Below are 22,626 nucleotides of genomic sequence, written 5' to 3' on the forward strand. Positions count from 1 at the left end.
AAAAGTAAAAGATATGTATGAAAAATTGATTACGGAAAAGGAATCTATGTCGATATAGATTCCTTTTTGATTGGCATTTTTTCAAGGATGAAAGAATACGTTTAATATTTACTATATTGTGGCATACATATAGAAAAAGGGTGCTTGGAAAGGGGAATAAAGAGAAATGGAACTCCAGTTTCAAAATGTATATCAACAGGTGGAGAATTGGTATGTGTTGGATTCGGAGCTTCCTTGGGATGTCAAAAGGCTTAGAGACGATTTATTTTCACTGATTGAAGTATGTAAAACGCCGGTTATTTTTTGTGATACGTGTGATGCGAATCATGTCCTTTTATCATTAGGAGAAGAAGAAGAGGAATTTTTATTCCCGGTAGGTGGTTTTTATCATAAAGAAAAACAATTAATTTTTGTTTGTATGTGGGAAGAGTATGAGCAAGTCCTTAAAACACTACTGCATGAATTTCGTCATGCAATGCAGCATAAGAGCGAAGTATTATATGTGGGAAGTGAATTGTACGAAGATAGATGGATTGAGAAAGATGCGAGAAAGTTCGCGGAGAGGAAGTTAGATGAATATAAAAATAGAAAGTTAATGTAAAGCATAGTGGAGAAATGACGCTGTGCTTTCTTTGTTTCTTACTAAAAATAAGTAATTGACTTTTATAAAGTTTAGTTCTAAACTAATGGTATGAAACGAGCGAGGTGATGAAATGAAAACAGAAGATAGACTAGGTTTACTCCTATGGTTTCGTTTATCACGTTTTTATAACAAAAGTATTCGTGAGACGAATCAGCATTTGAAAGAATGGAATGTATCTGCCGCTCAGTTTGATGTACTAGCTCAAGTTGGAGGGCATGATCGTTTAACGCAGCAAGAGCTTGGAAATAAGCTATTTGTTACGAAAGGAAATATTACGCAGCTTTTAAATAAAATGGAGCAGCTTGAGTGGATTCGTCGTGAACAAGAAGGTACTACAAAATATATTTCGTTAACAGAAAAGGGAAGAGCTTTATATGAAGAAATCGTCCCGCCTCAAGAAACATTCCAAGCGGAGCAGTTTCAAAATTTAAATGTAGAAGAACAACATCAATTATTAAAATTACTAAAAAAGTTACAGTGAGAAAAATTTTAAAATAAATCTTGAATTCGAGATAATATGAGGTGAACGGTATGTTTAGAAAAGTTGATCATAAAAATATGGGAAGAGCAAATCACGGTTGGTTAAATACACATTTTCATTTTTCCTTTGCCAATTACTATAATCCTAATAACATGAACTTTGGTGCATTACGTGTAATTAATGATGACTTAGTAGCACCGCAAACTGGTTTTGATATGCATCCACACCGCGATATGGAAATCATTTCGTACGTTGTAGACGGTGCTTTAACACATGAAGATAGCATGGGGAATCGTGGAACAATTGAGCGAGGACATGTTCAATATATGAGTGCTGGCACAGGTGTATTTCATAGTGAGCATAATTTAGGAAATGAAACACTACGTTTATTACAAATTTGGATTTTACCAGATCGTGCGGATCATAAACCAAACTATGGTGAGTTTACATTTGATTGGAGCAAGCGTGAAAACGAATGGTTTCATATGGTATCTCAAGTAGAAGGCGGGGCACCAATTCAAATTCACCAAGATGCAAATTTATATTCTTTATCGTTAGATGCTGGAAAAGAAATTCATTTTCCAGTGAAAGAAGGTCGTCAATTGTACCTTGTACAAATTGAAGGAAGTAGTGTAATAAATGGTGAGACACTTGTTATGCGTGATGCGGCAGAAGCGATAGAAGAAGATATTCATATTGTAGCGAAAGAGCAATCTCATTATTTAGCAATTGAATTGAAAAAGCAATAAAATGTTTATAAAAAAGAGGACGTCCGATAGGATGTCCTCTTTTTTTGAGTAGAATTGTCAGAAAAAACTTTCTCAAATTTTAGGTGAAGGTATCCACTTGAAAACCAAGAACTGTATAAAAGTGTCAAAAATCTTTAGGGAATGGGGAATGTTATAGTGAAAAAGCAAGTCATTTCATCAGCATTAGCGTTAACTGTTATCGCCGGGGGATTTGGAACATTTGGAGCAACGACAACGAAAGCGGAAGAACAAAAAATTCAATACCATCAAGAATTTAAAACGCCTGCATACATAGGTGAAGAATGGAAAGCACCGGAAGGACTAGATAAAAAAGAAACGGTCTTTCAATATTTAGAGAGTAAGAAAGATATGTTCAAATTAGCAGGAAATATTGATAAACACTTTAATGTCGTTGGGGAAGAAAAAGATGCTGAATCCGGTACAACACACGTGAAGCTAGTTGAGAAACATAATAACATTCCTGTGTACGGTTCAGATCAAACAGTTACACTAGATAAAGAAAATAATGTAAAAGCATTCTTCGGACAAGTTATTCCGAATTTAGAGGATAAAAATATTCCTGAGTTTGCAAAGATTAGTGCAGAGCAAGCAGAAACAATTGCAAAGGCAGATATTGAAAAAGAAGTGGGTAAAGTAAAGAATTATGACGGTGTGAAAAAAGATTTATTTGTGTATGAAAAAGATGGAAATTACTATCTTGCATATTTAGTGAAAGCATCGATTTCAAAGCCAGCTCCAGGATATTGGCATTATTTTGTTGATGCAACGAATGGAAATGTGATTGAGAAATATAATGCTGTAGATCACATTACAGGATTTGGTTACGGAGTACTAGGAGCTAGACAATCATTTGAAATTGCTCAAGATGAGAAAACAGGACAATTCAACTTGTTTGATGGTAAACGAGGACAAGGTATTCATACATTTGATGCAGAAAATATGGATGAAAACTTGTTTAATTTATTCTCACAATGGCTTGGATATACAGGAGAAGAAGTTGAAAGTAAATCTAAGTTCTTCGAAGATAAAGCTGCAGTTGATGCGCATGTAAATGCAGGAAAAGTGTATGATTACTACAAAAAGACATTTAATCGTAACTCTTTCGATGATAAAGGTGCAAAGCTTATTTCCTCTGTTCACGTAGGTGAAAGCTGGAATAACGCAGCTTGGAATGGTGTACAAATGATGTATGGTGATGGCGATGGTACGACATTTATTCCATTATCTGCTGGACTAGATGTTATCGGTCACGAATTAACGCATGCTGTAACGGAACATACAGCAAATCTTGTTTATAAAAATGAGTCAGGTGCGTTAAATGAATCGTTATCTGATATTATGGGTGTCATGGTTGAGAAGAAGAGCTGGGATTTAGGTGCTGACATTTATACACCTGGAAAACCTGGTGATGCACTTCGTTCTCTGAAAGATCCAGCGTCTATTCCAAATCCATTAAAACCAGGTGAAGGTTACCCAGATCATTACAATAAACGCTACACTGGAACAGCTGATAATGGCGGCGTTCATATTAACAGCAGTATTAACAATAAAGCTGCATACTTAGTATCTGAAGGTGGAGATCATTACGGCGTGAAAGTAACAGGAGTAGGCCGTGAAGCGACAGAAAAAATTTATTACCGTGCTCTTACGAAATATTTAACTGCAAACTCTGACTTTAAGATGATGCGTCAAGCAGCACTTCAGTCAGCTGAAGATTTATATGGTAAAAACTCTAAAGCTGTACAAGCTGTAACGAAAGCTTATGATGCAGTAGGCGTAAAATAATAAGAGAAAAAGACCTGACTAGGATGTCAGGTCTTTCTGTATTTAGTCGCGAATACCTAATGCGATTTTCGCCATACGTGACATGCGTTCTTTAGACCAGGGCGGATTCCATACGACATTTACTTCTATTTCATTGACTTCAGGTACGTTCGTTGATAATACTTTTTTAACGTCTGATACAATTTGCCCAGCCATTGGACAACCGATAGAAGTCATAGTCATCGTAATGACAGCATTATTATTTTCATCTGCTGTAACGTCATAAACTAATCCAAGATTAATAATATCAACACCGAGTTCAGGGTCAATAACAGCTTCTAAGTTTGCATATAACTTTTCTTCAAATGCTTGTTGTGACATGTGTAGCACCCCCTACATATTAATGATATCGATTCTCATTATAACGGATATATACATAAAGTGCAGGAAATGAGCTCAAAAAAATATTCCTCTTGGAAGAGGAATATTTTTGGAATGGCTATTCAGTTTTAAAATGAGATACGAGTTGATCTAATTCTTCAACTGTTTGTTTCATTTGTTTAGCTGTTTGTGTCATCTCATTCATCGTAACGACTTTTTTCTCAGCAGATTGTGCTGTTGCCGCTGTTTCACTAGATACTTCAGTCGAAATAGAAGCGATGTTATTCAGTGAAGCGTTCATTTCTTCAGCACTTGCAGCCATTTCTTCAGCAGTTGCTGAGATGTCTTGCATTTGAGTAGATACTTTATTTACTTGCTCCACAATTGTTGTGAAAGAATTGCCAGCTTCACGAATGACATGAATGCCTTCAAATGCTTCAGAACGCCCTTGTGACATCATAGAGCTAGCAGTTTCAGTATCTTGTTGGATTTGATGTAGTAATTGGTTAATATCTGTTGCCGCTGTTTTAGATTGTTCAGCAAGTTTTCTAACTTCGTCAGCTACGACAGCGAAACCTTTTCCTTGTTCGCCAGCACGAGCTGCTTCGATAGATGCATTTAAAGCAAGTAAGTTTGTTTGTTCCGCGATATTAGAAATAGATTGTACAGCTGTATCAATATATTTCGTGTGAGTGATTAGACGTTCGACCACTTCTGACGTAGCATTTACAGCGTCGTGTATTGTTGTCATTTGTGAAACGGATTTTTGAATAACAGTATTTCCATCGTTAGCTTGTTCAGATGTAGCTACAGCAAGTTCAGTTACAGATGTGGCAGATTCAGCAATGCGCTGAACACTTACTGCCATATCGTCCATTGCAGTTGAGCTTTCTTCCATGCTAGCGGCTTGTGATTGAATACTCTCATTTAAGTTGGACATTGTGCTTTGAACTTTTATCGTTGCCTCGCGTGATATATTCGTCTTTTCTAGCATGTTTTCAGAAGCGTTTTGTACTTCTACAGATGTTTTTTGAACACGATTAATGATATGTTGTAGGTTTTCTAACATTTTATTAAATGATGTTGCGATCGTACCAATTTCATCATTACTGTTTACTTGTAGGCGGGCTGTTAAGTCACCTTCTTGAGATGATAATTCTTTTAGTTTACTATCAATTTGTTGAATTGGTTTTACAAGTTTACCAGAGAACCACCATGCAAGAATCATAGCTACAATAATACAAATAACAAGTGATAAGAAAACAACATATTCAATTTGTAGTGAAGATTGATCAATTTTTTTAATAGATTGATCACGTAACTTAGCTTGTTCATTACTGTAATTTGTGAAGTCACCAATTACTTTATAAACAGTACCATTTTCTGCATAAGCTACTTGCAGGGCCTCTTCCCACTTTTGTTCTTTTGCAAGAGGGAAAACTTTTTCTTCAATAAATTTTCTCCAAGCCAATCCTGATTCCATTGTGCTTTTCACAGATTGAGAAAGATTAGGATTTGAAAGAAGCTCATCCTTCTTAACTTCAAGAAGTTTACTCATTTCGTTAAATTTGTCAAATTCAACTTGATCATGTTGTAATAAATAACCTCTTAAAGCAGAGAGCTGTACTTGATAAGCATCCCCGCGCTCTTTTAATTGTGTTGCTAGAGGAGAAATTTCTTTTTGTAATGCTTCAGCTTGACGAGATTGATCAATGGCAAAAAATAAAATAAAAGCTAAGGCGATTCCAAATAAAGCGCAAATCGTTCCCATCATGAACATTAGTTTTTTTCGAATGCTAATAAAACTCATATAATAAAATCCTCCTTTGTGAAATCATAGTATTAGAATTAATTAATGTAAAAAATTGAAAGAAAGCTTTACTCCATTTGGAATAAAGCTTTCTTCTTTCCTTTAGGAATTATAGCAGACGGAATGAGAGATAGAAAGAGATATTTTAAAGTGAAAAAAGAGAGATTGTAAATCTCTCTTTTTTCACCTTAAGCATTTGTTTTAAAATGAGAAACGAGAACTTCAAGTTCTTGTACGGTCGTTTTCATTTCAGATGCTTTTTTAGCAACGACACTCATTTTGTTTACTTGGTCACCAGCTGAAGTTGCTGTTTGTGATGTTTCGGCGGCAACTTCATTTGAAATAGAAGCGATGTTATTTAAAGCTGCATTCATTTCTTCAGAACTTGCGGCCATTTCTTCAGCAGTTGCAGACACCTCCTGCATTTGTGTAGAAACTTTGTTAATGTGGTTAACAATTTCTGAGAATGAAGATCCAGCAGTACGAATGACTGTAATGCCTTCAGAAGCCTCTGACTGACCTTGCGTCATCATTTCATTTGCTATTTTTGTATCTGCTTGAATTTGATGAAGTAAATGGTTAATATCAGTTGCTGCTAGCTGAGATTGTTCAGCAAGCTTTCGTACTTCATCGGCAACAACAGCGAAGCCTTTTCCATGTTCACCAGCACGAGCCGCTTCAATGGAAGCATTTAAAGCGAGTAAATTCGTTTGTTCCGCGATATTAGAAATGGATTGAAGTGCAGTATCAATATGATTTGTATGTGTAATGAGTCGTTCTACTACTTGTGATGTAGCGTTAACAGCTTCATTAATGGTATGCATTTGTGTAATAGATTTCTCAATGACTTTATTCCCGCTATCAGCTTTTTCAGAAGTTGTAACAGCTAGGCTAGCAACAGAAGAGGCGGATTCTGCAATACGCTGGACACTCGTTGCCATATCGTCCATTGCAGTTGAACTTTCTTCGATGCTGGAAACTTGTGAACGAATATTATGTTCAAGAGCATTCATAGTCTCTTCAGTTTTTGCGGTGTTTTCCATAGAAGCAGTTGTTTCGATAAACACATTTTCAGATGCTTCTTTTACACTTGTTGATGTTTGTTGCACTTGTTTTATTATACGCTGTAAATTAGCGAGCATTTGATTAAAGGAATTGGCGATATCACCGATTTCATCTTTACTCGTTACATGCAATCTAGCAGTTAAATCACCATCTTGCGAAGCTAATTCTTTTAATTTCTCATCAATTTGTCGTATCGGTTTAACGAGCTTACCAGAGAACCACCATGCTAATAAAATAGACGTTACTGTACATGTAATAAGTGAGAAGAAAATAATATATTGAATAAGCGATGAAGAAGACTCCACGTCAGCAATTAATGCGTCACGCTTATCATTTTCTTCATTTGCATATTTCGTAAAACGACTTAAAAGGTCATTTACATAATCGGTTTGAGCTAAAGCGATTTTGGATGCTTCGTCCCATTTTCCTTCGCGAGCGAGAGGGAGGACTTCATTATCTATGACGCTTCGCCATTTTCCGCCCATTAAAATCGCTTCTTTCATTCCTTCTGAAAGTTTTTTATCACTTGTTACTTTTTCTCTCGTATCAGCTAGTTTTTTTCCTTCTCGGTTGAATTTATCTAATCCTTTTTGATCATGTGACAGTAAATATTCTTGTAAACCAGCAACTTGTGCTTGGAACCAATCGCCACGTTCTTTTAAAATGGTTGCTCTTTTGGAAACATCATTTTTTAACGTTTCAATTTCGCTCGCTTGGCTCATAGCGAATGAAAGAATAACAATAAGAGCAATGCTAAATAAAGAAGAAATGCTTAAGAGTGTGAACAGTAGTTTTTTTCGAATACTAACATATTTCATCGTTACCCCTGCCTTTTAAAAACTGTTTATTATAATTTATAAATATTTAGAGCAGAATTAATAAAAACATCATTATGAAGTTATTAATCTGTTCAATAAAAATTATAGCAGATAATGGAATATGGCAGATTCATATGAGTAAATGTTCTTAAAATGTATACATTTGTATATCAAAAAATTCATAAATAAAAATGAGAAATGCTATTGTAATTTAAAATAACATCATGTATACTTCTAATTAGTTGATAACGATTATCAGTATCAACTAAAAACATTACTCTTCGTTATGTTGGTCATACCCCTTTTTGACGACGTAAGTCAGAGACGAAATGTTGAAATATCTTGTGTCCTATTCTACAGAATTATGGTAATCTCCAACCTCAACTTATATGCGTGAGCATGCAAAAAAGGATCCTATCCGTGAAGGGATCCTTTTTTGCATGCTGTCGCAATTAATGTATATAAACCAGGCACACGTTCTTCCATTCCTTCCGCTGCGGTAGAAGAGAAGACCCATTTTTGATGGGGCCCATGTTCTTCAACTAATTTTTCAATTTTAAAATGTTCTTCGGCAAGTGTTGTAATGATTTCTCCTAGCGTCCAGCGGCGGATAGTTGTTTTAGGTAGTGATTCTTTCTGTGCTTCTGTAAGAAGAATGCTATAAGCAACATCATCTTCAATCAATTCTTCATCAAAATAATTTCCATTTGCTCGAAATGATGGGTGGTCGACTCCTAATAATTTCGTGTAAACAGGATGATAGTCACGAAGGATAAGCATTCCATCTCGCTTAAGTAAAGTAGCAATTTTTTGAAAGAGTGGTTTTAAATCTAGAAAGTAATGGAGTACACCAAGTTCCAGCAATACGATATCAAATGATTGTGAGAGCTGTACATGTAATACATCAGAAACGACATACTCGATAGAGACACCGGCTGCGTCCGCAAGTTCATTTGCATATTTTGCATTACTTGCTGAAATATCAACAACTGTTACGTCAGCTCCTAAAAGAGCGAGAGCAACAGCTTTATTTCCTTTTGACCCGAGTAAATTAATAATACGTTTTCCTTTCGGAGATTGTATGTAAGGTAAATAGTGATCTACCTCGCGCATAGGGTCTTCTATGATTTTTTTCGCATAATCAGCTGGTGCCCCGTGGCGATTCGTCCAAGCTTCATAAGCAGCTGCATTCCAGCTTTTTTCATTACGTGTGCTTAGTTGTTTTTGATTCAATCATATCACTCCTTTTGTGAACGTATAGGTATTCGGCAGGGGGATGGGATTTCCTTTTCTTTCTAGATAAAAGTTTGATTTTTCTGTTATTAAGTCGTAAAATACTTGTTATACGTAAAAGCGTTGAAAAGGAAAAGTAGGATGAACACATTCTTTCCAGAGAGCTTCGGTAGCTGAGAAGAAGCAAGAATATTCATTTGAACAATGGCCTTTGAGCTTCGTCCTGAACTTATGAAATGATAATAGTAGGCGGCGACGAGAGTTGGTACTCGTTATCAAAACCACAGTATAAGAGCATATAGCTCAGTACTTGTTAAGGCTAATTATGTGAGTAATTGGCGAAATAAGGTGGTACCGCGACTGTTTATACAGCCCCGCCCTTATCTTTTTTTTAGATAAGGGCGGGGCTTTTTATATTTTAAAGGAGGAATGTAAGATGAGTATTTTTATTGGAGGCGCTTGGCCGTATGCAAATGGTTCGTTACATCTTGGACATATTGCGAGTTTGTTACCTGGAGATATTTTAGCACGTTATTACCGGGCAAAAGGTGAGAATGTGTTGTATGTTTCGGGAAGTGATTGTAATGGAACACCAATTGCAATTCGGGCAAAACAAGAAGGTGTGACAGCGAAGGAAATTGCTGATCAGTATCATGAAGAGTTCCAGCGATGTTTCCGTAGCCTTGGTTTTACGTATGATTGCTATACACGTACAGATAGTGAGCACCATCATGAAACGGTTCAAAATGTTTTTTTACGTTTATTAGAAGAGGGACATATTTATAAAAAAACAGTGGAACAAGCATATTGTGAAACGTGTACGCAGTTTTTACCTGATCGTTATGTAGAAGGGATATGTCCGCATTGCCATGAAGCAGCAAGAGGAGATCAATGCGATGCGTGTTCAGCTATTTTAGATCCACTCGATTTGTTAGAAAAGAAATGTAAGTTATGTGGTAGTACACCGTCCGTACAGGAAACAGAGCATTTCTATTTCGCGTTGCATACATTTCAGGAGCAAATTAAAAGGGCTGTAGAAATCGCCAAACAAACAGGAACATGGCGCGACAATGCGATTCAGCTAACAGAGAGATATGTAAAAGAAGGATTACTAGATAGGGCCGTATCACGTGATTTACCAATTGGGGTACCAATTCCAGTAGAAGGGTATGAAGATAAGAAAATTTACGTATGGATTGAAGCGGTGACTGGGTATTATTCAGCGAGTAAACATTGGGCTGAAAAAACAGGGAAAGATGATCAAGAGTTTTGGGATAAAGAAGCGAAAACATATTATGTACACGGAAAGGATAATATTCCATTTCATTCCATCATTTGGCCAGCGGTATTACTTGGAATAGGGGAAGGAGCAATCCCGCGTCATATCGTTTCGAATGAATATTTGACAGTGGAAAAAAGAAAATTATCTACAAGTAAAAACTGGGCGGTATGGGTGCCTGACATATTAGAACGTTATGATCCAGATTCTATTCGTTACTTTTTAACCGTCAACGCACCAGAAAATCGCGATACTGATTTTTCATGGCGTGAATTTATTTACAGTCATAATAGTGAATTATTAGGTGCATACGGGAACTTTGTGAACCGGACATTAAAGTTTATTGAAAAATATTATGGTGGTATCGTGCCGAAAGGAAGTATTGATGTAGAGCTGAAAGATAAAGTAGAAGGATTATATAAACATGTAGGAGAGGCGATTGAGCAAACTAAATTTAAGGTAGCGCTAGAATCAATATTTGATGCAGTACGTTTTGCAAATAAATACTTTGATGAGAGGCAGCCTTGGAAACAAAGGGAGGATGATCCAGTTTTATGCGAAGAAACGATTTATAATTGTGTGTATCTCATCGCTAATTTTGTAAATCTTCTTGAACCATTTTTACCATTTTCAAGTGAAAGAGTTAGAAACACATTATCGATTGTGAACCGGAATTGGGAGCCTCAACATACGTTGCCAAGTAGAATTGATAGCGTGCAGCCACTATTTGAACGGATTGATGTGAAACAAATTGAGCATGAGGTAGAGAAATTATATGGAGCGGTAAAGTGAGATAGAGAAAAAGACCTTTCAAATACATGAAAGGTCTTTTGTTATGCAGTAGGATTCTCTTTCTTATCCTTTAAGAAGAACAGCACAGCAAGGATTACGAGAATAATAGCTGCAATATCATATGTTATTTTGAATGTGGTATTAAAGTTTAAGTACTCCACCAAAGGGGTTTTGACTGCTCCAGCATATATGCAAATAGGAATGATGAGCACATCGTAAAATTTCTTTTCTTTCATATATCTTATTAGGAAGAAGATACACATAATGGCAAAAAAGGCTACGCTTAAAATAGTCATTTATACCTCCAAATAGATTTGAAATTATACCACATTGTAACTTTATTTCCATTTATACGCAAGTTAATATTTTTAAGCACTATACACGCGATTACGTTTTTTTTCTTTCCTAGCTGTAAGAAGTTGAGGAGTGAAAATCCCAAGTAATATAACGATAATCCCAATCCACTGCATGAACGTTACGACTTCATGTACAAGTGTAATAGAAGCAATAATGGCTGTTGGTAATTCAGCTGCTCCTAGTATTGTACCAAGTCCTGTTCCTACTTTCGGTACGCCAATTGAAAAACAAATGACAGGTACGACAACACCGAACAAACCGAGGAAGAAAGCATATTTCCATAGGCCAGCTTGCAAAGCACCATCTGTTAAAAAGGTTGGCGGGAAGAATAGACATACGATAAGCGTAGCGCTTGTTGTCATAAGAAAACTTTTCGTATAAGGCGGAACTTCTGTAGCCACACGCCCGCTTGCAAAAACATAGAATGAAAAAGAGACAGCGGCTAATAGTCCAAAGATAATCCCTTTTGTAGAAAAACTTTGTCCGAGGCCTTCAAATACACCGCCCGCAAACAATGTTCCAGCAAATAAAATAATGATAGATATAACTTTCTCACGGCTTGGAAATGTTCGGTTTGCAATTGCTTCAATGACTACACCAATCCATGTGAATTGGAAAAGTAGGACGACAGCGATAGATGCTGGTAGTTCTTCTACAGAAATAGCGTAGAAGATACCGGTCATACTCATCGTTGTGCCAACTGTTAGTAAGGAAAAGAATTGCTTTTTTGTTACTTTATGACGTGAAACGAAAAGAACGAGCAGAAGAAGACCAATCCATCCGAAGACATATTGTCCTCCTAATAGTTGATGTGCTGAAAATCCATCAATGAATCCGAGTTTGAAAATAGTTGAAAGTACGCCGTAGCTACAAGCTCCGAATAAAACGAGTAATGAATACTTAAATTTCTCCATGAAAATCCTCCTTTTACATAATAAAAAACGCCCGCTATCCAAATAAGGATAACGGGCGAACGAAACAGAGTCATATACTCTACAAAATTCCGCCACTCATACGAAGTATGAATTTGGGATATGAAATTGTAGTAGGTTTTTACATTGCTTTTGGGAATACAATAGAACATTTTACACCTTGAGGCGTGTTTTGTATACCATAAGGAAATTGATGTTTATCTAGTATTTGTTTTACAATGTATAACCCAAGACCACTACCTTGTACTAAGCCGTGTTTGTCAGGGTTTGCGCGATAGAATGGCTCAAATAAATGAGCAAGTTTATCCTCATCTATTTGTGAACCTGTATTTAATACTTCTAATGCGTAACCGTTTGGCTTTTCATAAAGCTTTATATATACATGCTGATGGTCAATTGTATAATGAATTGCATTTGAAATAATGTTAAAAATGGCAGTTTGAATAAATTTAGGATCAGCTAAAACTTGTACATCTTGTTTAATATTAGATTGAACATTTAACTGCTTTACAGATACGAAATAATCTACTTTCTTCATAACATCCTCAATAATATTAGTTAATGAGATAACTTTTAAATCAGGTTTAAATTGAGGATTTTGTATTTTGGATAATTCCGACATTTTTTCCGTTAATATGTTAATGTCTTGCATCATTTCATAGGAACGTTTTAAATATTTATCTCTATCTTTATAAGCTCCAATTCCGTGAATCATGCCATCTAGTTGTCCCATAACGGCTGCGATTGGTGTTTTTAATTCATGGGAAACCATAGACATAAATTCTTTACGAGATTGTTCTAATTGTTGTTCCTTTTTGAGTTCATTTCTTAAATCTTGATTGCTTGCATGTAAATTCTTCACTATATTTGGTATTTGTGAAGCAGCTACTTGTAAATTAAAATCTGTTTGATCCGTATTTTTGTTGAGTAGCTTTTTATCTGAGAAATCAAGATTCATAATATCTTTTAAAGCATCACTCATATATTGAAAAGGTTTAGCAATTAGTTTTGCATAAATTAAAGATCCGAGCAGAGAGAGTGCAAGCATTGTTGCGCCAATATGTGGAGCTAATTGCTGCAGTACATCTGTTAATTTTGGATTATCTTGTGCATCATTTGCTTTACTTGCTGCATTTTGTTTATGTAAGGCATCATTAGTAGCGACTTGCTTTTCCATTTCTATAGATGGAGCAGAAGCGCTATTTTCCCCCGAAATATTTTGAGCATGTTCTTTTGCTTTTGCAGTTTGGCTAGGCTGCAAAAGGTGATTGATAGCTGTAGAGAGAGAATTATAATCTATAATAGCAGATTGGAAATTAAACATGTCCCCCTGTGATACAGCTTTATTTTGATTCGTTTTACTTTGGTCGTTTTGTTTATCTGAATCCGCTTGTTCTGTAGTATGCGTTCCATTTTCTTTCGCAAAACGTTCTTTATCGTAGTTTGAAGCTAAGAAGTAAATAACTTGATAAAGACAAAGTGATAAAAGAATACAAAATAATAAGGTTTTGATGAAAATATTTTTGGTGATGTTGTCTTTGCTACGATTCGATTTTGTAGCCAATGCCTTTCACCGTTTTAATATAAGGAATTCCTAATTTTTTTCGTAAGTTTTTAATATGTGTATCTATAACTCTTACATCACCATAATGTTCATAGCCCCATACCTTATTCAACAAATCACTTCTTGATAATACTTTTCCTCGATTTTGCAGTAAAGTATAAATAATTTCAAATTCTTTTGTTGTCAATTCAATTTGATTACCATGAACATAAGCGGCGTATGCTGTAGAATTTAACATCAATTCATGGAATTGTAGTATAGTCGCAGCTTCGGCTTCCTTCGTTGCTGCCCTTCTTAATACAGCTTCTACACGTTTAATAAATACGGTGTAATGGAACGGTTTCGTAATATAGTCATCAATACCTAATTCAAATCCTTTAATTTCACTTTCTTCATTATGTAAGCCTGTTAACATAATGATTGGTACATCAGATTGTCCTCGCATAATTTTACAAATACTATAGCCATCTATATCTGGTAACATCACATCAAGGAGGACAAGATCGTATGAATTTTTTTGGAAAAGAAGTATACCTTCTGTCCCAGCACCAACGACATCAACAGTAAAGTTTTGTGCCATTAGAAATTCACGAATTAGTTCTTGTATATCTGGGTTGTCTTCAATCACCAGTATATGCGTCATAGTAACACCTCCTAAATAACGCTTTTAACTGCAATATTCGAATTCATCATTTTTTCGATGACTCAGATTGTTTATACATATAATAAGCCCCTGCCATAAAATAATCATGAAAGTAGCAAGGGGAGTTGTTTAGTGAAACTGAATATTTAAGAATTACAGTCATTCTATTATAGTATGTATTATAAAATTTATAAAATATTATAACTGTATAATTTTAATATCCATGTTTATCAATGTTTGGATGTTACCTAACACAATCTATTCCTATTATATATGTAAATACAGTTGTTTTGCTACTGTAAATGAAGAAATAAAATAAGCCAAGACATAAAATTCTTGGCTACACGTAAATCGCGCTTTGAGGTTATTTTACAGTGACAGTAGCTTGCTGGGGAATACGCTCAAATAACCAGTGTATATCATTGTTATACATACGAATACAACCTAGTGTTGTCCACTTACCAATTGCCTGATTATTGTTCGTACCATGAATCGCATAAGTTGTTCCGTAAGTTCCTGCCATGTTTAGTCCGAGCCAACGGTCACCAAGCGGATTACGTGGATCGCCGCCTTTAATTTTGCCTGTGTAATAAGGACGATTTTTAATTTTATTTACGATTTGGAAAGTACCTTTAGGTGTAGGAGTAGCTGCTTTTCCAGTAGCGACAGTAAAACTTTTTATGAATTTTCCGTTTTGATAATAATCCATTTTATTTAACTGCGTGTTTACAATCAGTTGATCTTTCGTTGTAGCTGCCTCAGTAGTTGTGAATGGAATAGTTAAAACTCCTAATGATAATAGTGCGCTTAATAATAGTTTTTTCATTTTATTCTCCTTTTTACTATTGTAATAGTCTTACATACAATGAATTTGCAATCCTCGTAATACTTTATTTACATTTTCATCTAATGTTTCAAAGAAGGTAGTAATTTTGGCATTGTGTTTGTTGTTTTTATCAATAAGTAATCTTTCATTTAATAAAAGTTCACCATGTAGTCCAAAACTTTGAACTTGAATATTTAATTCATCTTCCGTTTCAGAAATAATTGGTAAGAAGTAGTGAAAAGCTTTCGTTGGAATGATGTAGCTTTTGCCAATCATGCTTTCTTGATTTGAATTAATCCATTTTTTCGTAACAATCTTAATGTTCTTTTTTGAAACGATAAAAGACAGTGTTGTAGACTTTGTTAAACTTACGTCAAATTCATTTGTTTCACATATGTGTAAATTAAAAACGGTTTCATTTTGGTGAGATTCAACATTTGTATTAATAAAATCGTGCATTTTATAAGCTTCCATTTCATATTCACCCTTTTTTCAATTTCGAAAAGCGATTAATATTTATTCAAATTAATGTTTAGTCATATATTGGTTAAATTTTTAAACAAATTCCGATATAATCTTACAATACGTATATGAAGCTAATATGAAGTTCGTATGAGTTTGCAGTGGTTTTTTATTAAGAACAAAATATAACGATTTTCAAGTGTTAAAAAATGGATAAAAAATGCATATTAAGGCCCTGGTTTCTCACGTTATATACTTGTTAAGTTGTCTGAAAATGAAAGTAAATAAAGAACGTAAAAGTTTAGTGAGAGCCTTACAAAAATGTAATAAAAATGTAAGCTATTGTGATAGTTATTTCGACAATTTTTTTATACAATATTAGTAAGAAGTTGCACGTGATTGAAAGGAGAGATGACATGGAATGGATTCATGAATTATTTCAGCAATACGGGTACTATGTTGTACTTGTCGGCTTGCTGTTAGAATATATTGCACTTCCGTTTCCGGGAGAGCCAACGTTAGCATATGCGGGATTTTTAGCACATAAGGGTGATTTAAGTTTACCGATTTTAATTATCCTATCCTTCATTGGGACAAGTGTAGGAATGACAATCCAATACTTTTTAGGAAATAAATTAGGAATGCCCTTTGTTCAAAAGTATGGGAAATACGTATTTTTAACACAAAGAAAAATCGACTTAACAAGAATGTGGTTTGATAAGTATGGATACTTCTTGATTTTTATCGGTTTCTTTATTCCTGGTGTACGTCACTTTACAGGATACTTTGCGGGAATTATTAACTTACCGTTCCGCCGTTTTGCAATTACAATTTACTCAGGTGCTCTATTTTGGGTATCATTCTTCTTAATCGGTGGTTACTGGCTAGGTGGCAATTTACATGATATTTTTGGAGCGCTAGAAGGTCATATCGGTAAAATCATTTTTGGAGTGATTGCGATTGTAGCAATTACGTTAGGAGTTCGTTTCCGTAAACAGTTAAAACGAGCATTATTACAAAACGCAAGTTAATATGGAATCCATTCTATGTCAAAAATTAGGGAGGCAGTGCAGATGCACTGCCTTTTTTATTTTAATAAGTTTTTGTTTACCTGTTTAAAAATTTATAGATTATCTTGTCAATTATTAACGTCAAAATGACAATTATAATTGACAATAATAAGGATATTATTTACAATTTTATTTAAATAAATGAAAAAGAGGGAAGATATGAAGCTTCAAAATCGGGTGAGGGAACTACGAGCAAAGCATCGTTTATCACAAGGGGATTTAGGGAAAGCGATTGGATCATCGCGGCAAACGATTAGTTTAATTGAGCGCGGAGATTATGCACCATCTATCGTATTGTCGTTAAAAATCGCACAAATTTTCAATGTACCGGTGGAGGAAATATTTACGTTAGTGGAGGGGGAAGATGATGGTGAAGGGTAAACGAAAAAAACAATTTGATTTTGTGGGGAAAATGGCATTAAGTATGATGGGTGGTTTTTTAACATCTTATATAGCTTTAGATTTACTCTCGGATGAACCGAGAAAATTATCATCCAATACATTTATAGGTATATGCACCATTTTTGGAATCTTAATGATGTACTACACTTGGAAGAATACACGTATGTTAGCTGAGGCACGCGATGAAGAAGAGAGTGTACAAGGCAGAAAATTAGGCATTATAAGTATATATTTACGTGTAGGTGATATAGTTACGCAGGCATGGTTTGTATATGCAGTTATTGCATGTAGACGTGCACTGTTGCAGGATACAAATGTTTCATTTGCAGTGTGGAATTTAGTAGCTGCTATTGTTTGTTTAACTATTGTAGTGATTAGTGGGCTCATAACAAAAAATCGTTATAACAAGCTATATCCTGAACAAGGTGTGACATATATGGAATCTATGAAAATGTGGACGAAAAACGCAGATGAAGGATTAAAGCACATTGTGCATGAGGCTGGATATAAAGCGTATGAATTTACGAATACAATATTGGCATATGTATGGTGGGCTGCCGTTATATATACGGCGGCTAGTGATATCGACTTTGTATTAATTGGCTTAATCTCATTTATTTGGATATTGCATCTCGGAAAGTTCATGTACGAAATGCATAGAAAAATGATTTATTAAGGGGAGAAAAAGGTGGATATTTTAAGAAGGCCAGCTGGTACTATGACGGCGGCGTTAGTTTTGTCCATTTTATACGGAGTAATCCGAACTGGGAAATTAGAAGTAATTTTGAACCTATGGGCAATAGTTGGAATTTCATTGTTAGTATTAGCCATTCATGAGCTAGGGCATATAGTATTCGGTGTAATAGGTGGTTTGAATTTTAAATTTATGACAGTAGGACCCATTACTGTTCAAAAAGAGAAGGGGAAAGTACGCATTCGAGAAAATAAATTATGGGCGTACTTTGGAGGCGTTGCAACACTAGTACCACCTTCTATAGAGACACCGAACCTTTCGAAAAAGTGGGCATGGCTTACTTTAGGTGGACCGATTACGAGTTTATTATTTGGTATTACTTCAGGTTACATATATATGGTGAGTTATTATCAATATCTTTTATATTTTTCCTTTTTCCATTTTGCAATCTTTGCGGTTACAATTGTGCCGATAAAAGGAACGCTTATGAGTGATGGTATGCAATTTCTTATTTTAATTAAAGATGATGAAAGAGCTAGAAATCATTTATATGAGATTCAAATATCGAGTGAGTTATTTAGTTATAAAAGACCGAGAGATTGGGATGAAAGATTGGTAGAACTGAGTGAGGAAAAAATAAAAGAGAATAAAGGGATAAGAGAGATAATGAGTAGACTTATGCTCGTCTTTTTGGCTCGTGCGGATCAAGAGGGAATGGAAAGAGCTGTACCGTATATAAAACAAATTGTTCAACTACCTGTAACGAAAGAAAATAAGTTTTTCGTTAGTAGTTTTCATAGTTGGTACCTTTTATATAAAGCCCTTTATGAGATGGATAGTCTTTCTTTAGAAGAAGCGAGGGAACATGGGAAGGCTATTACAAAAATGGACCTAAACGGATATTATCGCACACAAGGAATTATTAAATATTTAGAGGGCGATATGGAAGCGTCACACATTTATATGAGGAAAGCTGATAAAGAATTGAAGAGCGCTGAGAAGAGTGGAATGGGATATTTACAATTAGAGAGAGAATGGTTTGAGCAGCTAAAGAAGAGGGTATCTTACGATGGGTGAGGTATCCTCTTTTTTCTATGTCGTCTTATGCCGTTCCATAAAAAGTGTGGGGCGAGTAAAATAAGATAAGAAGAGCAAAACTTGGAGGAATTCTAGATGGAAATTTTAACGATTATTTTGATCGTCTTGCTCATTTATGCTGTTTTTAAAGTGGCATATGTAGCCTTAAAAATACTCGCGATTCTATTAATTATCTTTTTAATCGTAGAGTTCGGCAGTAAATTGCTTGGGGGATAGGGTATGTTGAGCGTCTTGATTGTCGAAGAATGTCGGTAAGTCGATATCTTGTGTCGAATCGCCGATATAATGAAAAAATCGCTGATATAAGTGGAGAAATCGTCGATATATTTGAAAAATCGCTGATATATTCCAGTAAGTACTGGATGGGGTATATGAAAAAGAAGTTGCCGTGGGGGTAACTTCTTTTTATTGTAGTGGCGGGGTATAGAGTATAAATAGATTGCCGAAAATTGTCGGTAAGTCGATATCCTGTGTCGAATCGTCGATATAATGAAAAAATCGCTGATATAAGTGGAGAAATCGTCGATATATTTGAAAAATCGCTGATATAATCCGGTAAATACCAATCAGGGTATGCAAATCAACATAAAAAAAGCTGGAAGAATCTCTTCCAGCTTACGAGTTACTTTCAATTTGGCGACCGTTTTCTTCTTCGTTGTCTTGTAATAGGTTGAATACATCTGCTAGACAGAATGCAATGAACCAAGTCCATAGACCGTGGAAGAAAGCTGAGCTTAATTGAAGTGGTAATGTATAGTTAGTCATTGAGTAGGAAATACATCCGCCGACAATTCCGATCATTGTTAATAACATTGTTTTTTGCGCATTTTCTTCTGGATTAAAGAGGAAGAAAATGTATCCACCTAAAATTGAAGCGCTTACAAGTGTTTCGATTCCATTAAAAATGATATTCTCTCCAAGCTGAGTGTTTGTCCAGAAGCAGATTGTTCCGCCGATAATAGCAAACAGGACAGCTATTGTATATCGTATATATTGATTCATATGTTCATCTCCTTATGTAATAAGATGATTTGGAAGTCAAAAAGGTAGGTATAGTATATTGAAGTGAGTTTTAATTGTACGTATCTTTTTATAAAAAGATCATTGAAGAGTAACTAAGATGATCGGTTATTTAAACCGTTACGTGTATGGTGTCTGAAATATACCTGACTGCTCGTTTCTTTTTGTTTGTAAAATATGAGAAACTTCCAAGTCTATATACTCTTTTTTTGTGAGTCTGTTTTCATTATAACACATTTAGAGACATAATAATAGAATTATCTGATTTTGTAATAAGTGTAAAAAATAAAAAACGCAAGGAAATACCATTAACGGTGCGGTTTAGTAGAAGAAGGAGTTTCATTTATTTTGATGAAATATGTAATCAAGGTGAGATCTAAGAAGGCTTAAATACGATAAAAAGTGTTTTATGGCATGCATGTAATGTAAGGGAGGAGAGTTAACTTGGAGTTCACAACAGAAAGATTAATAATTAGACCTTTTAAGAGTACTGATTTACAGGATGTATTCGCTATTTATAATAGTGATGATACATGTAAGTTCCTATTACATAATAAGTGGACTCATGAAGACATGCAGGAAAGATTTAATAAGAAGCTAGCAAACAATGCACTTACTAAAGACTCAATATTAAGTTTGGCGGTTATATACAAAACTAAGGTAGTTGGTGATTTATCCGTATGGTACACAAATATGAAAGACACTGTCGAGATTGGTTATAGTTTTTCAAATGAAGTAACTGGAAGAGGTTTGGCAACAGAAGCAGTAAGTCGTTTGGTATTTAAATTATTTAATGAATGTAATGTACACCGTATACAAGCTAATCTTGATGCACGAAATACAGCTTCACAAAAATTGTGTGAACGAATAGGCATGAGAAAGGAAGCACATTTCATACAAGATTTCTGGAATAAAGATGAATGGACAGATAGTATTGTATATGGAATGCTACCCTCCGATTTGTAGTAATAAACTTAATGATTGTATTATGCTAAAAGGTGCGTGAGTTGAATAACAAAGGGCATCACATATAATATGTGATGCCCTTTCATGTATTGACCTTTTTATATGCGTTTGAAACGGCCGACAATTTCAACTGTTTCAGTAATGTTCATAAATGCTTTATTATCCACTTGACGGATAATACGTTTCATTTCGCCTAACTCATAGCGAGTCACGACAGTGTAAATCATTTTTTTCTTATGGTTTGTATAGCCGCCGACAGCATCTACCATTGTCACGCCACGTATGCCGTGATGTAGTAGGGCACTTTTTATTTCCTCGCCTTTTTCTGTAATTGTCATTATCGTTAATTTAATATGTTTCGTATGCACAGCATCGATCACTTTGCTGACTACAAATCGACTAATTAACGTATAAAGTGTAATATCCCATCCGAAAATAAATCCTGCTACAACAAGTAAGATTAAGTTGAATACAAATATGATTGCTCCAATTGAAACATCTCGATATTTCGCTACAATCAATCCAACAACATCAAAACCACCTGTTGAAGAAGCAAATCGGAATATGATTCCTGAAGCTGCTCCGCAGATTACACCGCCGAATACAGAAGATAGTAAAATATCGTCTGAAACTTGGTGTACAGGGATAATGTTCATCGCTAACGATGATACAGCTACAAAGTACGCTGTTAAAAAGGTTGTCTTCTTGCCTAAGTAAAAGTGACTTAAAATAAGAAGAGGAATGTTTAGTAAAAAGATAAGTGCACCGATATTGTAGTGCATTAAATAACCGATAATCATCCCTACTCCAGCGAATCCACCGCTAATCATGTTATGCGGGATAAAGAACATATTCATAGAAATTGCATACAAAATAGAAGCTACGAAAATAACAACCAACTGTATGATAAATTCTAAGTGAAATGTTTTAGCTGCTGGGAAGGATAAAAAGGCGGTGTCGGGAACGTAATCGGCGTCTCCTAGTTGACCCATAGTATGTTTCATCTCCATATTCATTTTTGATTACAAGAAGAGAATAAAGGTTTTTTCAAAAACTGGCAATAGTTTTATTATAATGCAAAAATTTTATAAATTTCTAATAAATCAAGCCTATTCATTGGTGTGTGTGAATATACTAAAGAAAGCGAATACAATGTTTCTTAATTATTATTTTCTTGAGAAAATATGCAAAATACTTTTTTTGACGATAAAAGGAAATAGAGAATGTTTGCCGAATGTGCTAAAATGACCTTATTAAGGATGTGAAGCGATGGAATTTTTATTGCAGGATGCAATTCTATATATATCGTTTGTAACGACAGCACTTTGTTTATTAGAAGTTTTCTTCCTTGCTAACGTTTCTCGCTTTGTGCGTCAGCAAGCATCGAGCGGTAGACAAAGAGCATTTGCGTTAGTTGATACATGTGAAGATAGTGCGGGGAATGTACCGCTATTTTCTATTTTTTATAAATATGGAATGATTCGTTCTGTACGCAGACAAGAATCAAGTGAAGAGAATGACGAGGTCGGTCCGTATACACCAATGTTTCGCTAAAT

The 22,626-nt window shown here is 35.1% G+C and carries 24 protein-coding genes and 1 other annotated feature; of the genes, 12 read left to right on the forward strand and 12 right to left on the reverse strand.

Going from position 1 to position 22,626, the window contains the following annotated elements:
* Positions 1-166 precede the first annotated feature (166 nt).
* The 4 genes from ACTFNE_RS20760 (at position 167) to nprB (ending at position 3,679) form a co-directional block, all read left to right on the forward strand.
* Positions 167-601, forward strand: a complete 435-nt coding sequence (locus ACTFNE_RS20760) for a DUF3920 family protein (RefSeq protein WP_000422825.1) — start codon at positions 167-169, stop codon at positions 599-601.
* Between the two features lie 112 nt (positions 602-713).
* Positions 714-1,124 carry a MarR family winged helix-turn-helix transcriptional regulator gene (locus tag ACTFNE_RS20765; RefSeq protein WP_270706213.1) on the forward strand — a complete coding sequence of 137 codons (411 nt, stop codon included), beginning with the start codon at positions 714-716 and terminating at the stop codon, positions 1,122-1,124.
* A 50-nt stretch (positions 1,125-1,174) separates the two neighbouring features.
* Positions 1,175-1,873 (forward strand): pirin family protein, encoded by a 699-nt coding sequence (locus ACTFNE_RS20770; RefSeq protein WP_270706215.1) that lies wholly within the window; start codon positions 1,175-1,177, stop codon positions 1,871-1,873.
* Between the two features lie 156 nt (positions 1,874-2,029).
* Positions 2,030-3,679, forward strand: coding sequence for a neutral protease NprB (gene nprB / locus ACTFNE_RS20775; RefSeq protein ID WP_046198725.1), 1,650 nt, complete (start codon positions 2,030-2,032; stop codon positions 3,677-3,679).
* A 42-nt stretch (positions 3,680-3,721) separates the two neighbouring features.
* On the opposite strand, the gene ACTFNE_RS20780 is transcribed toward nprB, so the two are convergent.
* The 4 genes from ACTFNE_RS20780 to ACTFNE_RS20795 all read right to left on the reverse strand — a co-directional run bounded on the left by ACTFNE_RS20780 (position 3,722) and on the right by ACTFNE_RS20795 (position 8,965).
* A complete protein-coding gene (locus ACTFNE_RS20780) occupies positions 3,722-4,039 on the reverse strand; it encodes a metal-sulfur cluster assembly factor (RefSeq protein WP_000082521.1) in 318 nt (105 codons plus the stop codon).
* A gap of 118 nt (positions 4,040-4,157) precedes the next feature.
* Complete coding sequence (locus ACTFNE_RS20785; protein WP_270706217.1) at positions 4,158-5,849, reverse strand: methyl-accepting chemotaxis protein; 1,692 nt, start codon at positions 5,847-5,849, stop codon at positions 4,158-4,160.
* Positions 5,850-6,037: 188 nt separating this feature from the next.
* Positions 6,038-7,732, reverse strand: a complete 1,695-nt coding sequence (locus ACTFNE_RS20790; RefSeq protein WP_046198723.1) for a methyl-accepting chemotaxis protein — start codon at positions 7,730-7,732, stop codon at positions 6,038-6,040.
* 414 nt (positions 7,733-8,146) lie between these two features.
* Positions 8,147-8,965, reverse strand: a complete 819-nt coding sequence (locus ACTFNE_RS20795; RefSeq protein ID WP_046198722.1) for a class I SAM-dependent methyltransferase — start codon at positions 8,963-8,965, stop codon at positions 8,147-8,149.
* Positions 8,966-9,079: 114 nt separating this feature from the next.
* Positions 9,080-9,350, forward strand: a binding site (T-box leader).
* A gap of 51 nt (positions 9,351-9,401) precedes the next feature.
* Between ACTFNE_RS20795 and metG the strand changes: the two genes are divergently transcribed.
* Complete coding sequence (gene metG / locus ACTFNE_RS20800) at positions 9,402-11,036, forward strand: methionine--tRNA ligase (protein ID WP_046198721.1); 1,635 nt, start codon at positions 9,402-9,404, stop codon at positions 11,034-11,036.
* Positions 11,037-11,077: 41 nt separating this feature from the next.
* Here metG and ACTFNE_RS20805 read toward each other — a convergent pair whose 3' ends face one another.
* The 6 genes from ACTFNE_RS20805 to ACTFNE_RS20830 form a co-directional block, all read right to left on the reverse strand.
* Positions 11,078-11,332 carry a hypothetical protein gene (locus ACTFNE_RS20805; protein WP_000154152.1) on the reverse strand — a complete coding sequence of 85 codons (255 nt, stop codon included), beginning with the start codon at positions 11,330-11,332 and terminating at the stop codon, positions 11,078-11,080.
* A 72-nt stretch (positions 11,333-11,404) separates the two neighbouring features.
* On the reverse strand, positions 11,405-12,307 hold the full coding sequence (locus ACTFNE_RS20810; RefSeq protein WP_076871007.1) for an EamA family transporter: 903 nt from the start codon (positions 12,305-12,307) through the stop codon (positions 11,405-11,407).
* A 139-nt stretch (positions 12,308-12,446) separates the two neighbouring features.
* Positions 12,447-13,889: a sensor histidine kinase gene (locus ACTFNE_RS20815; RefSeq protein WP_270706218.1), complete on the reverse strand. Its 1,443-nt coding sequence runs from the start codon at positions 13,887-13,889 to the stop codon at positions 12,447-12,449.
* The gene (locus ACTFNE_RS20820; protein ID WP_000148833.1) at positions 13,867-14,532 is read right to left on the reverse strand and encodes a response regulator transcription factor; all 666 of its coding nucleotides are present in this window, start codon (positions 14,530-14,532) and stop codon (positions 13,867-13,869) included. Before ACTFNE_RS20820 ends, ACTFNE_RS20815 begins: the two co-directional genes overlap by 23 nt.
* 364 nt (positions 14,533-14,896) lie before the next feature.
* Positions 14,897-15,358 carry a L,D-transpeptidase gene (locus ACTFNE_RS20825; protein WP_046198718.1) on the reverse strand — a complete coding sequence of 154 codons (462 nt, stop codon included), beginning with the start codon at positions 15,356-15,358 and terminating at the stop codon, positions 14,897-14,899.
* Between the two features lie 30 nt (positions 15,359-15,388).
* Positions 15,389-15,832 carry a DUF3978 domain-containing protein gene (locus ACTFNE_RS20830; RefSeq protein ID WP_000388752.1) on the reverse strand — a complete coding sequence of 148 codons (444 nt, stop codon included), beginning with the start codon at positions 15,830-15,832 and terminating at the stop codon, positions 15,389-15,391.
* A gap of 404 nt (positions 15,833-16,236) precedes the next feature.
* Here ACTFNE_RS20830 and ACTFNE_RS20835 point away from each other — a divergent pair, with 404 nt between their 5' ends.
* The 5 genes from ACTFNE_RS20835 to ACTFNE_RS20855 all read left to right on the forward strand — a co-directional run bounded on the left by ACTFNE_RS20835 (position 16,237) and on the right by ACTFNE_RS20855 (position 19,300).
* A complete protein-coding gene (locus ACTFNE_RS20835; RefSeq protein ID WP_000454757.1) occupies positions 16,237-16,851 on the forward strand; it encodes a DedA family protein in 615 nt (204 codons plus the stop codon).
* 198 nt (positions 16,852-17,049) lie between these two features.
* Positions 17,050-17,271 (forward strand): helix-turn-helix transcriptional regulator, encoded by a 222-nt coding sequence (locus tag ACTFNE_RS20840; protein WP_000776167.1) that lies wholly within the window; start codon positions 17,050-17,052, stop codon positions 17,269-17,271.
* Positions 17,258-17,968, forward strand: coding sequence for a DUF3169 family protein (locus tag ACTFNE_RS20845; protein WP_046198717.1), 711 nt, complete (start codon positions 17,258-17,260; stop codon positions 17,966-17,968). Before ACTFNE_RS20840 ends, ACTFNE_RS20845 begins: the two co-directional genes overlap by 14 nt.
* A gap of 42 nt (positions 17,969-18,010) precedes the next feature.
* Positions 18,011-19,063: a cytochrome c oxidase subunit II gene (locus ACTFNE_RS20850; protein ID WP_046198768.1), complete on the forward strand. Its 1,053-nt coding sequence runs from the start codon at positions 18,011-18,013 to the stop codon at positions 19,061-19,063.
* Positions 19,064-19,159: 96 nt separating this feature from the next.
* Positions 19,160-19,300, forward strand: a complete 141-nt coding sequence (locus ACTFNE_RS20855) for a DUF3985 family protein (protein ID WP_000404782.1) — start codon at positions 19,160-19,162, stop codon at positions 19,298-19,300.
* Between the two features lie 399 nt (positions 19,301-19,699).
* Here ACTFNE_RS20855 and ACTFNE_RS20860 read toward each other — a convergent pair whose 3' ends face one another.
* Positions 19,700-20,086 (reverse strand): DUF3938 domain-containing protein, encoded by a 387-nt coding sequence (locus ACTFNE_RS20860; protein WP_001077770.1) that lies wholly within the window; start codon positions 20,084-20,086, stop codon positions 19,700-19,702.
* 462 nt (positions 20,087-20,548) lie between these two features.
* Here ACTFNE_RS20860 and ACTFNE_RS20865 point away from each other — a divergent pair, with 462 nt between their 5' ends.
* A complete protein-coding gene (locus tag ACTFNE_RS20865) occupies positions 20,549-21,070 on the forward strand; it encodes a GNAT family N-acetyltransferase (RefSeq protein WP_046198716.1) in 522 nt (173 codons plus the stop codon).
* Between the two features lie 98 nt (positions 21,071-21,168).
* On the opposite strand, the gene ACTFNE_RS20870 is transcribed toward ACTFNE_RS20865, so the two are convergent.
* Positions 21,169-22,062: a YitT family protein gene (locus ACTFNE_RS20870; protein ID WP_000530037.1), complete on the reverse strand. Its 894-nt coding sequence runs from the start codon at positions 22,060-22,062 to the stop codon at positions 21,169-21,171.
* A gap of 277 nt (positions 22,063-22,339) precedes the next feature.
* Here ACTFNE_RS20870 and ACTFNE_RS20875 point away from each other — a divergent pair, with 277 nt between their 5' ends.
* Positions 22,340-22,624, forward strand: a complete 285-nt coding sequence (locus tag ACTFNE_RS20875) for a hypothetical protein (RefSeq protein WP_000394930.1) — start codon at positions 22,340-22,342, stop codon at positions 22,622-22,624.
* The last annotated feature ends 2 nt before the right edge of the window (positions 22,625-22,626 follow it).

The organism is Bacillus cereus group sp. MYBKT111-2, assembly GCF_051915205.1.
GTDB classification, from domain to species: Bacteria; Bacillota; Bacilli; order Bacillales; family Bacillaceae_G; genus Bacillus_A; species Bacillus_A paranthracis.